The 13,574-nt window shown below is 60.1% G+C and carries 10 protein-coding genes; 5 read left to right on the top strand and 5 right to left on the bottom strand.

The genetic code is table 11. The annotated features are described in order from the left end of the window. Positions 1–6: 6 nt before the first annotated feature. Entirely contained in the window at positions 7–639 is a 633-nt protein-coding gene (gene emhR, locus PSH79_RS06585) for an efflux system transcriptional repressor EmhR (RefSeq protein WP_187681160.1), read from the bottom strand. Between the two features lie 266 nt (positions 640–905). Here emhR and emhA point away from each other — a divergent pair, with 266 nt between their 5' ends. The 5 genes from emhA to PSH79_RS06560 all read left to right on the top strand — a co-directional run bounded on the left by emhA (position 906) and on the right by PSH79_RS06560 (position 9,482). After that, on the top strand, positions 906–2,063 hold the full coding sequence (gene emhA, locus PSH79_RS06580) for an efflux RND transporter periplasmic adaptor subunit EmhA (RefSeq protein ID WP_305441808.1): 1,158 nt from the start codon (positions 906–908) through the stop codon (positions 2,061–2,063). A gap of 3 nt (positions 2,064–2,066) precedes the next feature. Beyond that, the gene (gene emhB / locus PSH79_RS06575) at positions 2,067–5,216 is read left to right on the top strand and encodes an efflux RND transporter permease subunit EmhB (protein ID WP_305441806.1); all 3,150 of its coding nucleotides are present in this window, start codon (positions 2,067–2,069) and stop codon (positions 5,214–5,216) included. Continuing rightward, complete coding sequence (gene emhC / locus PSH79_RS06570) at positions 5,213–6,673, top strand: efflux RND transporter outer membrane subunit EmhC (protein WP_305441805.1); 1,461 nt, start codon at positions 5,213–5,215, stop codon at positions 6,671–6,673. Before emhB ends, emhC begins: the two co-directional genes overlap by 4 nt. Before the next feature lie 441 nt (positions 6,674–7,114). After that, positions 7,115–8,374: an OprD family porin gene (locus tag PSH79_RS06565; protein ID WP_305441804.1), complete on the top strand. Its 1,260-nt coding sequence runs from the start codon at positions 7,115–7,117 to the stop codon at positions 8,372–8,374. A 301-nt stretch (positions 8,375–8,675) separates the two neighbouring features. Continuing rightward, a complete protein-coding gene (locus PSH79_RS06560; RefSeq protein ID WP_305441802.1) occupies positions 8,676–9,482 on the top strand; it encodes a methyltransferase domain-containing protein in 807 nt (268 codons plus the stop codon). 103 nt (positions 9,483–9,585) lie between these two features. Here the strand turns inward: PSH79_RS06560 and pcaC are convergent, their stop codons facing one another. The 4 genes from pcaC to PSH79_RS06540 are packed head-to-tail and all read right to left on the bottom strand — an operon-like array spanning position 9,586 to position 13,498. Further along, a complete protein-coding gene (gene pcaC, locus PSH79_RS06555) occupies positions 9,586–9,978 on the bottom strand; it encodes a 4-carboxymuconolactone decarboxylase (protein WP_007957838.1) in 393 nt (130 codons plus the stop codon). Between the two features lie 10 nt (positions 9,979–9,988). Beyond that, entirely contained in the window at positions 9,989–10,780 is a 792-nt protein-coding gene (pcaD, locus tag PSH79_RS06550; protein WP_305441800.1) for a 3-oxoadipate enol-lactonase, read from the bottom strand. A gap of 11 nt (positions 10,781–10,791) precedes the next feature. Then, complete coding sequence (locus tag PSH79_RS06545) at positions 10,792–12,156, bottom strand: 3-carboxy-cis,cis-muconate cycloisomerase (RefSeq protein ID WP_305441798.1); 1,365 nt, start codon at positions 12,154–12,156, stop codon at positions 10,792–10,794. 46 nt (positions 12,157–12,202) lie between these two features. Further along, a complete protein-coding gene (locus tag PSH79_RS06540; RefSeq protein ID WP_305441797.1) occupies positions 12,203–13,498 on the bottom strand; it encodes an MFS family transporter in 1,296 nt (431 codons plus the stop codon). Positions 13,499–13,574 lie beyond the last annotated feature (76 nt).

Raw genomic sequence — 13,574 nt, 5'->3', positions numbered from 1 at the left:
TTTCTTTCATTTGCGCAGGCTGGGGCTCAGGCGCAGCATGTCCAGCCCTGTATCGACCCAACGCTCGGCTTCGGCATGCAGCTCAAAGCTGTCCGGCGCCAACAGCCATCCATACAGAAGGCCATCGATATAAGCATGAATGCTGATGGCTGCGCGGGCAGTGTCGAGATCGTCCGGCAACTGACCGCGATTCACCGCATTACGCAGGGTCAGCCCGATACGCAGATTGCAATCGAGACTGGCCGCCCGGCGCTGCTGGCGCAAATCGCACATTTCATCGGTGAACTCGCACTTATGAAACAGAATTTCGTTGATGCGTCGGGTCTTCGGATCCAGCGCAACTTGATGAAACAAATGAATCAGCAATTTGCGCATGCAGCCCAGCGGGTCGAGTTCGTCTTCGCTTTCACTGGCTTTGGCCAGTTCATCCAGCGGCTCATGCAAGCTGTCGAGCATGGCCTGGACCAGATCGGCCTTGTTGCTGAAATGCCAATAGATGGCGCCGCGAGTGACACCGGCCATTGTCGCGATATCCGCCAGGGTCGTGCGGGCCACGCCTCTTTCATAGAAGGCTTTCTCCGCCGCTTCCAGAATCTGGCTGCGGGTTTCTTGAGCTTCCTCTTTGGTACGACGGACCATGGCAGTAAAACCTCAAACAGGATGTTTCAGGGATGTCTGAATATCCGCTGAATAAAGTGGGGGCGATCTCTCATGAATCGGCTCCCCGGCCTACAATTTCAAACCTTGCGACGACTTTTGTAACAGGGTGGGTACGAAGCCAAGGTGTTTACAAACAACCATGAACGTAAGTATATTACTTAGCAAGCTACTTATCCACCCAGCAGACTTTTTTTACCCTTACACACTTCTTGTGCGCTTCTCGCGCGCCTGACCCGAGGATCTTCATGCAATTCAAGCCAGCTGTTACCGCTCTGGTCACTGCCGTCGCCCTGGCATCGCTGCTCAGCGGATGTAAAAAGGAAGAAGCGGCCCCAGCCGCTCCGCCTCCTCAGGTCGGCGTCGTCACCCTGCAACCACAAGCGTTTACCCTCACGTCCGAACTGCCGGGCCGCACCAGTGCGTTCCGCATCGCGGAAGTTCGACCGCAGGTCAACGGCATCATTCTCAAGCGTCTGTTCAAGGAAGGCGGCGACGTCAAAGCCGGCCAGCAGCTGTATCAGATCGATCCGTCGGTCTATGAAGCGACCCTGAAAAGCGCCGAAGCCAACCTGCGTTCGACCAAGTCGATCTCCGACCGCTACAAGCAACTGGTCGATGAGCAGGCTGTCAGCCGTCAGGAATACGACACCGCCGTATCCAACCGGATGGAATCGGAAGCGTCCTTGCAGAGCGCGCAGATCAACGTGCGTTACACCAAGGTCTACGCGCCGATCTCCGGGCGTATCGGCCGTTCTTCTGTGACTGAAGGTGCGCTGGTCAGCAATGGCCAGACCGACGCCATGGCCGTGATCCAGCAGCTGGACCCGATCTACGTCGACGTCACCCAGTCCTCGGTGGAATTGCTGGAACTGCGCCGCGAGCTGGAAAGCGGTCGTCTGCAGAAGGCCGGCGACAACTCGGCGGCGGTCAAACTGACTTTGGAGGACGGCAGCCAGTACAAGCTCGACGGTAAGCTGGAATTCTCCGAAGTCACGGTCGACCCGACTACCGGCTCCGTGACCCTGCGTGCGGTATTCCCGAACCCGGATCACACCCTGCTGCCGGGCATGTTCGTCCGCGCCCAGTTGCAGGCCGGCGTCAACGCCGCCGCCATTCTGGCGCCGCAACAGGGCGTGACCCGCGACCTCAAAGGCACCCCGACCGCACTGGTCGTCGGCGCCGACAACAAGGTTGAACTGCGTCAGCTCAAGGCCAGCCGCACCGTCGGCAGCCAGTGGCTGATCGAAGACGGCCTCAAGGCCGGCGATCGTCTGATCACCGAAGGGCTGCAATATGTCCGTCCTGGTGTGCAGGTGAACCCGAGCGAAGCGACTAACGTAGGCACCAAGAACCCGGCCCCCGCTCAAGCAGCTGATAAAGCCGCTGGCGGCAAAGGGGAGTAACTCATGTCGAAATTCTTTATCGACCGTCCGATTTTCGCCTGGGTAATAGCCCTGGTGATCATGCTGGTCGGGGCACTATCGATCCTCAAGTTGCCGATCAACCAGTACCCGAGCATTGCGCCACCGGCCATTGCGATCTCCGTGACCTACCCGGGTGCTTCGGCGCAAACCGTGCAGGACACCGTGGTTCAGGTGATCGAGCAACAACTCAACGGTATCGACAATCTGCGTTATGTGTCGTCGGAAAGTAACTCCGACGGCAGCATGACCATCACCGCGACCTTCGAGCAAGGCACCAACTCCGACACCGCGCAGGTTCAGGTTCAGAACAAGCTGAACCTGGCCACCCCGCTGTTGCCGCAGGAAGTGCAGCAACAAGGTATCCGCGTGACCAAGGCAGTGAAAAACTTCCTGCTGGTGATCGGCGTGGTGTCGCGTGACGGCAGCATGACCAAGGACGACCTGTCCAACTACATCGTGTCGAACATGCAGGATCCGATCTCGCGCACCGCCGGTGTCGGTGACTTCCAGGTCTTCGGTGCCCAGTACGCGATGCGCATCTGGCTCGACCCGGCCAAGTTGAACAAGTACAACCTGACCCCGTCTGACGTCAGCACCGCGATCTCGGCGCAGAACGTTCAGGTGTCTTCCGGTCAGCTCGGCGGTTTGCCAGCGCTGCCTGGCCAGCAACTGAACGCCACGATCATCGGCAAGACCCGTCTGCAAACTGCCGAGCAGTTCAAGGCGATTCTGCTGAAGGTCAACCAGGACGGTTCGCAAGTCCGTGTCGGCGACGTCGCTGACGTGGGCCTGGGTGGTGAAAACTCCAGCATCTCTGCTCAGTTCAACGGCAGTCCGGCTTCCGGTCTGGCGGTAAAACTGGCCAACGGCGCCAACGCCCTCGACACCGCCAAAGCGCTGCGCAAGACGATTGATGACCTCAAGCCATTCTTCCCGCAAGGCATGGAAGTGGTGTTCCCATATGACACCACTCCGGTAGTGACCGAGTCGATCAAGGGTGTGGTTGAAACCCTGGTCGAAGCGATCGTGCTGGTGTTCCTGGTGATGTTCCTGTTCCTGCAGAACTTCCGCGCCACCGTCATCACCACGATGACCGTGCCGGTGGTATTGCTGGGTACGTTCGGCATCCTTGCCGCCGCAGGCTTCAGCATCAACACCCTGACCATGTTCGGTATGGTGCTGGCCATCGGCTTGCTGGTGGACGACGCCATTGTTGTGGTGGAAAACGTCGAGCGGGTGATGGCCGAAGAAGGCCTGTCACCGAAGGAAGCGACCAAGAAGTCCATGGGCCAGATCCAGGGCGCCCTGGTGGGTATCGCCCTTGTTCTGTCGGCGGTACTGCTGCCGATGGCGTTCTTCAGCGGTTCCACCGGTGTGATTTATAAGCAGTTCTCGATCACCATCGTCTCGGCCATGGCCCTGTCGGTACTGGTTGCACTGATCTTCACCCCGGCGCTGTGCGCCACCATGCTCAAGCCCATTGCGAAAGGTGAGCACGGCACGCCGAAAAAAGGCTTCTTCGGCTGGTTCAACCGCAATTTCGACCGCGGCGTCAGAAGCTATGAGCGCGGTGTCGGCAACATGCTGCAGCGCAAGGCTCCGTATCTGCTGGCGTACTTGCTGATCGTCGTCGGCATGATCTGGCTGTTCACCCGCATTCCAACCGCGTTCCTGCCGGAAGAAGATCAGGGCGTATTGTTCGCTCAGGTGCAAACCCCGGCCGGTTCCAGTGCCGAACGTACCCAAGTCGTGATCGACGAGATGCGTACCTACCTGCTGGATAAAGAAGCGGGCGCGGTGTCCTCGGTGTTTACCGTGAACGGCTTCAACTTTGCCGGTCGTGGTCAGAGCTCCGGTCTGGCGTTCATCATGCTCAAACCGTGGGACGAGCGTGACGCTGGCAACAGCGTGTTCGCTCTCGCACAGCGTGCCCAGCAACACTTCTTCAGCTTCCGCGACGCGATGGTGTTTGCTTTCGCCCCGCCCGCGGTACTGGAGTTGGGTAACGCCACCGGTTTCGACGTGTTCTTGCAAGACCGTGCCGGTATCGGTCACGAAAAACTGATGGAAGCGCGTAACCAGTTCCTCGGCCTCGCGGCACAGAGCAAGGTGCTCTACCAAGTGCGTCCGAACGGCCTGAACGACGAACCGCAATACCATCTGGAAATCGACGACGAGAAAGCCCAGGCCCTTGGCTTGAGCCTCTCCGACATCAACAGCACTCTGTCGATCTCCTTCGGTAGTAGCTACGTCAACGACTTCATCGACCGTGGTCGGGTGAAGAAGGTCTACGTGCAGGGTCAGGCCGGTGCTCGCATGAGCCCTGAAGACTTGAAGAAATGGTACGTGCGCAACAGCGCCGGAACCATGGTGCCGTTCTCCGCTTTCGCCAAGGGCGAGTGGATCTACGGTTCGCCGAAACTGGCCCGATATAACGGCGTGGAAGCGATGGAGGTGCTCGGTTCTCCGGCACCGGGTTATTCCACCGGTGATGCGATGGCCGAAGTCGAAGCGATTGCCAAGAAGTTGCCGGCCGGTGTCGGTATCTCCTGGACTGGTCTGTCCTATGAGGAACGCCTGTCCGGCTCGCAAGCGCCAGCGCTGTACGCCCTGTCGCTGCTGATGGTGTTCCTGTGTCTGGCGGCGCTGTATGAAAGCTGGTCGATTCCGATCGCGGTCATGCTCGTGGTGCCGTTGGGGATCATCGGTGCGCTGATGGCCACCAGCCTGCGCGGTCTGTCCAACGACGTGTACTTCCAGGTGGGCCTGTTGACGACCATCGGTCTTGCGGCTAAAAACGCCATTCTGATCGTCGAATTCGCCAAAGAGCTGCACGAGCAAGGGCGCAGTCTGCGCGATGCCGCGATTGAAGCGTGCCGCATGCGTCTGCGACCGATCATCATGACGTCGCTGGCCTTCGTGCTCGGTGTTGTACCGTTGGCGATCTCCACGGGCGCCGGTTCAGGCAGTCAACATGCGATCGGTACTGGCGTAATTGGCGGTATGCTCACGGCCACGATCCTGGCGATCTTCTGGGTCCCACTGTTCTTCGTCACGGTTTCGTCCATAGGCCAGCGCAAAAACGCCGACCAGGATGAAACTAAAGAAACTCCTAAAGAGGCTGGCCAATGAGCAAGTCGCTACTCTCCCTCGCAGTCGCCGCCTTCGTGCTGAGCGGTTGCTCGCTGATACCTGATTATCAGCAGCCTGAGGCTCCGGTCGCAGGCCAGTACCCACAGGGCCCGGCGTATTCGCCGGCCCAGGCACCGGCGCAGGCCGCTGCCGAGCAGGGCTGGAAGCAGTTTTTCCACGACCCTGCCCTGCAACAGCTGATCCAGGTTTCGCTGGAAAACAACCGCGACCTGCGTGTCGCGGCGCTGAACATCGACGCCTACGCGGCTCAATACCGCATCCAGCGTGCCGACCTGTTCCCGGCGGTTTCGGCCAATGCCAGCGGCAGCCGTCAGCGGGTGCCGGCGCGTGCCTCGCAAACCGGTGAAGCGGGCATCACCAGTTCCTACTCCGCCACTGTCGGCATCAGTGCCTACGAACTCGACCTGTTCGGTCGGGTTCGCAGCCTGAGCGAACAAGCGCTGCAACAATACTTCGCCACTGAAGAGGCACGCCGCAGCACCCAGATCAGTCTGGTTGCCAGCGTCGCCAACGCCTACCTGACCTGGCAAGCCGACAAGGAACTGCTGAAGCTGACGCAAGACACCCTCGGTGCCTTCGAAGAAAGCTACAAGCTGACCAGTCGCAGCAACGAAGTCGGTGTCGCCTCGGCGCTGGATCTGGCGCAGTCGCGTACATCGGTGGAAAACGCTCGTGCACAACTGGCGCGTTACACCCGCCAGGTCGCGCAGGACGAAAACAGCCTGACCCTGCTGCTCGGCACCGGTATCCCGGCCAATCTGCAAACGGCCAAACCGTTGGCCGATGACCTGCTCAGCGACGTGCCGGCCGGTCTGCCATCGGATCTGCTGCAACGTCGTCCGGACATCCTTCAGGCCGAATACAACCTGAAGGCCGCCAACGCCAACATCGGCGCGGCACGTGCAGCGTTTTTCCCGAGCATCAGCCTGACCGCCAACGCGGGCAGCCTGAGCCCGGACCTGTCCGGCCTGTTCAAGGGTGGTTCGGGGACGTGGTTGTTCCAGCCGCAGATCAACCTGCCGATCTTCAACGCCGGCAGCCTGCGCGCCAGCCTCGACTACGCCAAGATCCAGAAGGACATCGGCGTGGCGAACTACGAGAAGGCGATTCAAACCGGCTTCCAGGAAGTTGCCGACGGCCTGGCCGCGCGCCAGACCTACACCGAGCAGTTGCAGGCGCAGCGTGACTTCGTGCAGGCCAACCAGGATTACTACCGCCTGGCCGAGCGTCGCTATCGCATCGGTGTCGACAGCAACCTGACCTTCCTCGATGCTCAGCGTCAGTTGTTCAGCGCGCAACAAGCACTGATCACCGACCGCCTCGCGCAGCTGACCAGTGCGGTCAACCTGTACAAGGCCCTGGGTGGTGGCTGGAATGCGCAGACCGCGCAGAACGAACCGCTGAAAGAAGAAGCACCGAAGATGAAGTTGTTCTGATCATCTGGTGAACACATCAAGCCCACCGATTGGTGGGCTTTTTGTTGTGTCTGAGAAAGTTGTGGTGTCTGGACTGGCCCCATCGCTGGCAAGCCAGCTCCCACAATGTTCTGTGGTGTACCCAAAATTGTGAACGACACAAAAACCTGTGGGAGCTGGCTTGCCAGCGATGAGGCCCTCACCTTCACCACAAAACCCGGCTCAATCTTGCGTTCGATAATCGCCCAAAACCCGCTTTCCTCGATTGAAACCCCGCCTCCGCGCCCCGCACCATTCGCTTCACAAAACCAATAACAACAGGTTCGAGACTATGCCCCCGCGCCCTACCCTGTCCGGCTGATCGCCGCCGTTTCATCCCCGAATCTGCAACTTCATGTTTGCCCCCGAAAGCGGCGGCAACGGATCCCGTTCGACTCAAAAAAAACAAAAAGAGACTCTGCGATGACACATCCCACTGCGCCGTACGCATTACCCAGCCTGATCGCGCTTGCACTGGCCGGCGCCGCCCTGCCCGCCGCAGCCGAGGAAGCCGGTTTTGTCGAAGGCGCCAAGGTCAACCTGAACCTGCGCAACTTCTACATCAACCGCAACTTCACCAACCCGACCAAGGCTCAGGGCAAGGCTGAGGAGTGGACGCAGAGTTTCATTCTCGACGCCAAATCCGGTTTCACCCAAGGCACCGTCGGTTTCGGCATGGACGTACTCGGTTTGTATTCGGTGAAGCTCGACGGCGGCAAAGGCACCGGCGGCACCCAGTTGCTGCCGCTGGATCATGACGGCCGCCCGGCGGACAATTTCGGCCGCACTAACGTCGCCTTCAAAGCCAAACTGTCGCAGACCGAAGTGAAGGTCGGCGAATGGATGCCAGTGCTGCCGATCCTGCGTTCGGACGATGGTCGCTCGCTGCCGCAAACCTTCCGTGGCGGCCAGATCACCTCGAAGGAAATCGACGGTCTGACCCTCTACGGCGGCCAGTTCCGCGCCAACAGCCCGCGCGACGACAGCAGCATGAGCGACATGTCGATGACCGGCAAAGCCGCGTTCACTTCCGATCGCTTCAACTTCCAGGGTGGCGAATATGTGTTCAACGAAAAACGCACACAGATCGGCCTATGGAACGCCGAACTCAAGGACATCTACAGCCAGCAATACGTCAACCTGATCCACAGCCAGCCACTCGGCGACTGGACGCTAGGCGCCAACCTCGGCTTTTTCTACGGGAAGGATGACGGCAGTGCCCGCGCCGGTGATCTGGACAACAAGACCTGGTCCGGCCTGTTCTCGGCCAGATACGGCGGCAACACCTTCTACGTCGGCCTGCAAAAACTCACCGGCGACAGCGCGTGGATGCGCGTCAACGGCACCAGCGGCGGGACGCTGGCCAACGACAGCTACAACGCCAGTTACGACAATGCGCAGGAACGCTCATGGCAGGTGCGTCACGACTACAACTTTGTCGCCCTCGGCATTCCCGGCCTGACCCTGATGAACCGCTACATCAGCGGCGACAACGTGCACACCGGGACCATCACCGACGGCAAGGAATGGGGCCGCGAATCGGAACTGGGCTACACCGTGCAAAGCGGCACGCTCAAGGATCTGAACGTCAGATGGCGCAACTCGACCATGCGCCGCGATTTCAGCAACAACGAGTTCGATGAGAACCGTTTGATCGTCAGCTATCCGATCAGCCTGCTGTAAACCTCATCCATACGGTTCTCCTGAATGAACCGGTTCATCTGTAGGAGTTGCCGCAGGCTGCGATCTTTTGATTTTTCAAGATCAAAAGATCGCAGCCTGCGGCAGCTCCTACAAAAAAGTGCGTATCAGCGCGCCATCCGTCATCCAGGCTGGCACTCCGCTGGCCGTCGATTAGAGTAGAAAACACCTGAAGGACTCAGGTGTTTTCCCCTTCCCGCTTCCGTTATCTGTTGATGTTGGTCCCCAAGACTTGAGCCAGGCTGTCATCGGAAGACACTGTTGATCACCGGAGGGCCCCCTCATGATCACCCGACTCAACGCAACACCTGACTGGGACGCCCAGGCGTACCAGCAATTTTCCCGTCTCAGGCAACGGCCGGTCAACGAACTGCTTGACCGTGTCGACCTGGATAATCCCAAACGTATTTATGACCTCGGTTGCGGCACCGGCATCGCTACACAACTGTTGGCCCAGCGCTGGCCCAGCGCGCAATTGCACGGTGTCGACAGCTCTGCGCAAATGCTCAACGAGGCCCGCTGCCTGCCGATCAAAGCCTCATGGAAACACTGTGACTTGCTCGACTGGCGGCCCGAACAACCGGCCGACCTGCTCCTCGCCGCCGCTGTTCTGCACTTCATTGATGGCCACGACACCTTGCTGCCGCGCCTGCTCGGCCAACTCAACCCAGGGGGTTGCCTGGCGGCGCATATGCCCGACTGGCGCGATGCGTTGTGGTATCGGCTGATGCTCGAAACCCTCAATGACGCAGGCCCCGGCGGAACACCGCTGGGCAGCGCACAACTGCGTGAGCGCATGGCGGCGCGGCCGTTGCTGGCGCTGGAGGATTACTACCGCTTGCTCGCGCCAATGACCCAAGCGCTGGATATCTGGGAGACCGAGCAATTGCAGGTGGTTGGCGGTAAATCGCCGGTGTATGACTGGGTGAAAGTGTCGGCATTGCGGCCAGTGATGCAGGCACTGAACTCAGAGGAACAGGCGCGTTTCATTTATCGCTACCTGATGCGTGTGCATAAACATTATCCGCAGGAGGCGAACGGGTCTACGTTGTTCCCGTTCAAGCGGATCTTCATTGTCGCCACGGTTTGATTCGTTACGCCTAATACCGCTTTCGCGAGCAGGCTCGCTCCCACAGGGAATGCAATCCAATGTGGGAGCGAGCCTGCTCGCGAAGACGTCAGCTCAGGCACCATCAATCCCGGGACTCAACACCCAGCTCATCCCACACCGATTCCGCCAAGTGAAAAGTGGCATTCGCCGCCGGAATCCCGCAATAGATCGCGCTCTGCATGATCACTTCCTTGATCTCACCACGGCTCACGCCGTTATTGGCTGCCGCACGCAGGTGCAGTTTCAGCTCACCCTCGCGGTTCATGCCAATCAGCATGGCGATGGTGATCAGGCTGCGGGTGTGCCGAGGCAAACCCGGACGTGTCCAGATATCGCCCCAGGCGTGACGGGTGATCATCTCTTGGAATTCCGAGTTGAACTCGGTCAGTGTGGTCAGGCTGCGATCGACATGAGCATCGCCCAATACCGCGCGGCGTACCTGCATGCCATCGTCGTAACGTTGTTTCTCGTCCACAAAAACTTCCTCACTTAGCCTGCAAAAACGCCAACACGCGATCACTGAAATCAGCGCCGGCCTGCACGTTGGACAAATGCGCCGCATAGAACTCGGCGTACTCGGCGCCGCGCACATGCTCCTGAATGAAATGCCCGCCGGACGGCGGTGTCACAGCGTCTTCAGTGCCGGCGATCACCAGCAGCGGCACGTTGATCGCGCCTAACTGATCGCGGAAATCCGCATCACGCACTGCCGCGCAATTGGCCGCGTAGCCTTCAGGATGAGTGGCCGCGAGCATGTCGGTGATCTGCTTGGCCGCTGCTGGATGGGCCGCAGAAAAGTCCGGAGTAAACCAACGCGCAATCGACGCGTCACGCAGGGCCACCATCGCTGCCGCGCCGTCGCGCAGCACGGTTTCGATGCGTGGATTCCACACCGACGGATCGCCGATTTTTGCCGCCGTGTTGCAGACGATCAGCTTGTTCAGACGATGACCAGCATTGATCCCCAGCCACTGGCCAATCAGGCCCCCCATCGACAGTCCGCAGAAATGCGCACGCTCGATGTGCAGCGCATCCAGCAAGCCAAGCACGTCGTGACCCAATTGCTCAATGCTGTACGGTCCCGGCGTCACCAGCGATTGGCCGTGGCCGCGCGTGTCGAAACGCAGCACGCGAAAGTGCTCGGTAAATGCCGGCATCTGCGCGTCCCACATGTGCAGATCAGTGCCCAGAGAGTTGGACAGCACCAGCACCGGCGCATCGACCGGACCTTCAATTTGATAGTGCAGTTCGCCATCGGCGAGTTGAACGAAAGCCACAGCCCTCTCCTTCAGACAGTCAAAGCGTTGTGTTCGGCCACCGCACGCTCGACCCAGACTTGTGCCTGACCGAGGTAATGGGCGGGGTTCAAAAGATGATCCAGTTCAGCGGTGTTCAGTTCGGCGGTGACTTTCGGCTCGTCACCGAGCACCGCACGCAAGTGCCGTTGCTCGGCCACCGCACGTTTACAGCATTGTTCGAGCAAGTGATGCGCGGTGTCGCGACCGACCCGTTGCGCGAGGACGATGCTCACCGCTTCGGCCAGCACCAGCCCTTGGGTCAATTCGAGGTTGCGGCCCATGCGTGCGGCGTCGACTTCGAGGCCATCGGCAAGCAATCGCGCCTGTTGCAGCGATCCGGAAACGAGGCAGCAGATTTCCGGCAGGGTTTCCCATTCGGCATGCCACAGACCGAGGCTGCGCTCGTGTTCCTGCGGCATCGCGCTGAACAGCGTCGACACCAGGCCCGGCACTCGTGTCGCCGCGCCAATCAGTACCGCTGCACCGACCGGATTGCGCTTGTGCGGCATGGTCGAGGAACCGCCCTTGCCCGGTGCCGCCGGCTCGAACACTTCCGCCGCTTCGGTCTGCATCAACAAACTGATGTCGCGCCCGAGCTTGCCCAGGCTGCCGGCAATCAAGCCGAGTGCCGCACCAAACTCGACGATGCGATCACGCTGGGTGTGCCATGGCTGTTCCGGCAGGGTCAGTTGCAGTTCCTCAGCCAAGGCTTCAGCGATCGGCAACGCCTGCTCGCCCAGCGCCGCGAGGGTGCCCGACGCGCCGCCGAATTGCAGCACCAGCAGACGCGGCTTGAGTTCGCGCAGACGCTGACGGCTGCGAGTCACGGCTCCCAGCCAACCGGCGATTTTCATGCCGAGGGTCACCGGTGTCGCGTGTTGCAACCAGGTGCGCCCGGCCAGCGGCGTCGCCGCATGACGCTGCGCTTGAGTGGCGAGTGAATCGGCGAGTTGCGCCAATTCCCCTTCGATCAAGTCCAGCGCCTGACGCAATTGCAGCACCAGCCCGGAATCCATCACATCCTGACTGGTCGCCCCCAGATGCACATAACGCTCGGCTTCGGCATCGCTGGCAGCAATCTGCTTGCCCAACGCCTTGACCAGCGGAATCGCCGAATTGCCGGCCGTGGCAATCGCCTCACCCAACGCCGCAAAGTCATACAGGCCGGCATTGCACGCCGCTGCGATCGGTGCCACGGCAGACGCCGGAATCACACCCACGCGCGCCTCGGCCCGGGCCAGCGCCGCTTCGAAGTCGAGCATCGCCTGCACGCGACCCTGATCGCAGAACACCTCACGCATATCGCGGGCAGTGAAATAGGCATCGAACAATTGATTGCCCGGTCGCTGAGTCATAGACAGTCCTTGCCGGCGCGGGCCACGTCGGCCCGCGCACATTGGGTTACAGATCGTGGTGCAAATATTTCGCCTGCTTGGGCAGACGCAGACTGAACAGGAAGGCCACCGCCATCATCGCCGTGACATACCAGTAGAAAGCGTTTTCCATGCCGCCAGCCTTCAGGCTCAGGGCAACGAATTCCGCCGACCCGCCGAATATCGCGTTAGCCACCGCATAAGCCAGGCCCACGCCAAGGGCGCGGACTTCAGGCGGGAACATTTCGGCTTTCACCAGGCCGCTGATCGAGGTGTAGAAACTGACAATCGCCAACGCCACGGTGATCAGCACAAAGGCCAGGAACGGGCTGCTGACGCCTTTCAGGCCGAGCAGGATCGGCACGGTGAACAGCGTACCGAGCGCGCCGAACCAGAGCATCGAATTACGCCGGCCAATCTTGTCGGCGAGCATGCCGAACAGCGGTTGCATGCACATATACAAGAACAGCGCGCCGGTCATGATGTAGCTGGCGGTCTTGGCGTGCATGCCGGCAGTGTTCACCAGGTATTTCTGCATGTAGGTGGTGAAGGTGTAGAAAATCAGCGAGCCACCGGCGGTGTAACCCAGCACGGTGATGAACGCGGCCTTGTGATCACGGAACAGCGCACGGATGCTGCCGGCGTCCTTGTTCTCGCGCATTTCCTTGCTGGTGGTTTCTTTCAGCGAACGACGCAGGAACAGCGAAATCAACGCCGCCACCGCACCGACCACAAACGGAATCCGCCAGCCGTAGGCACGCAGGTCTTCTTCGGTGAGGAACTGCTGAAGCACCACCACCAAGGACACCGCCAGCAATTGCCCGCCAATCAAAGTCACGTACTGGAACGAGGCGAAGAACCCGCGCTGGCCCTTGAGCGCCACTTCACTCATGTAGGTCGCGGTGGTGCCGTATTCGCCGCCCACCGACAAGCCTTGCAGCAAACGCGCGAACAGCAACAGCACCGGTGCCCAGACGCCGATGTCCTTGTAGGTCGGCAGACAGGCGATGAGCAAAGAGCCGAAGCACATCATCAGAATCGAGATCAGCATCGAGTTCTTGCGCCCGTGCTTGTCGGCCACCCGCCCGAAAATCCAGCCACCAATCGGCCGCATCAGAAACCCGGCAGCGAACACACCGGCCGTGTTGACCAGTTGCACCGTCGGGTTGTCAGAGGGGAAAAACGCCGGGGCGAAATAGATCGCGCAGAAGGCGTAGACGTAGAAGTCGAACCATTCGACGAGGTTGCCGGACGAGGCGCCGACAATGGCAAAGATACGCTTGCTGCGCTCCTCACCGGTGTAATGGGCTGTGGTGGTTGTCATTTTTTTTCACTCGATAGGGACAGTGAGAGTCTAGACATACTTTGCAACAGTCCCGTTCCACAGATACATCTGCAAC

Origin of the sequence: Pseudomonas sp. FP2196 (assembly GCF_030687715.1) — a bacterium.
Taxonomy (GTDB): Bacteria; Pseudomonadota; Gammaproteobacteria; order Pseudomonadales; family Pseudomonadaceae; genus Aquipseudomonas.
This window is presented reverse-complemented; position numbering and strand designations above follow the sequence as displayed.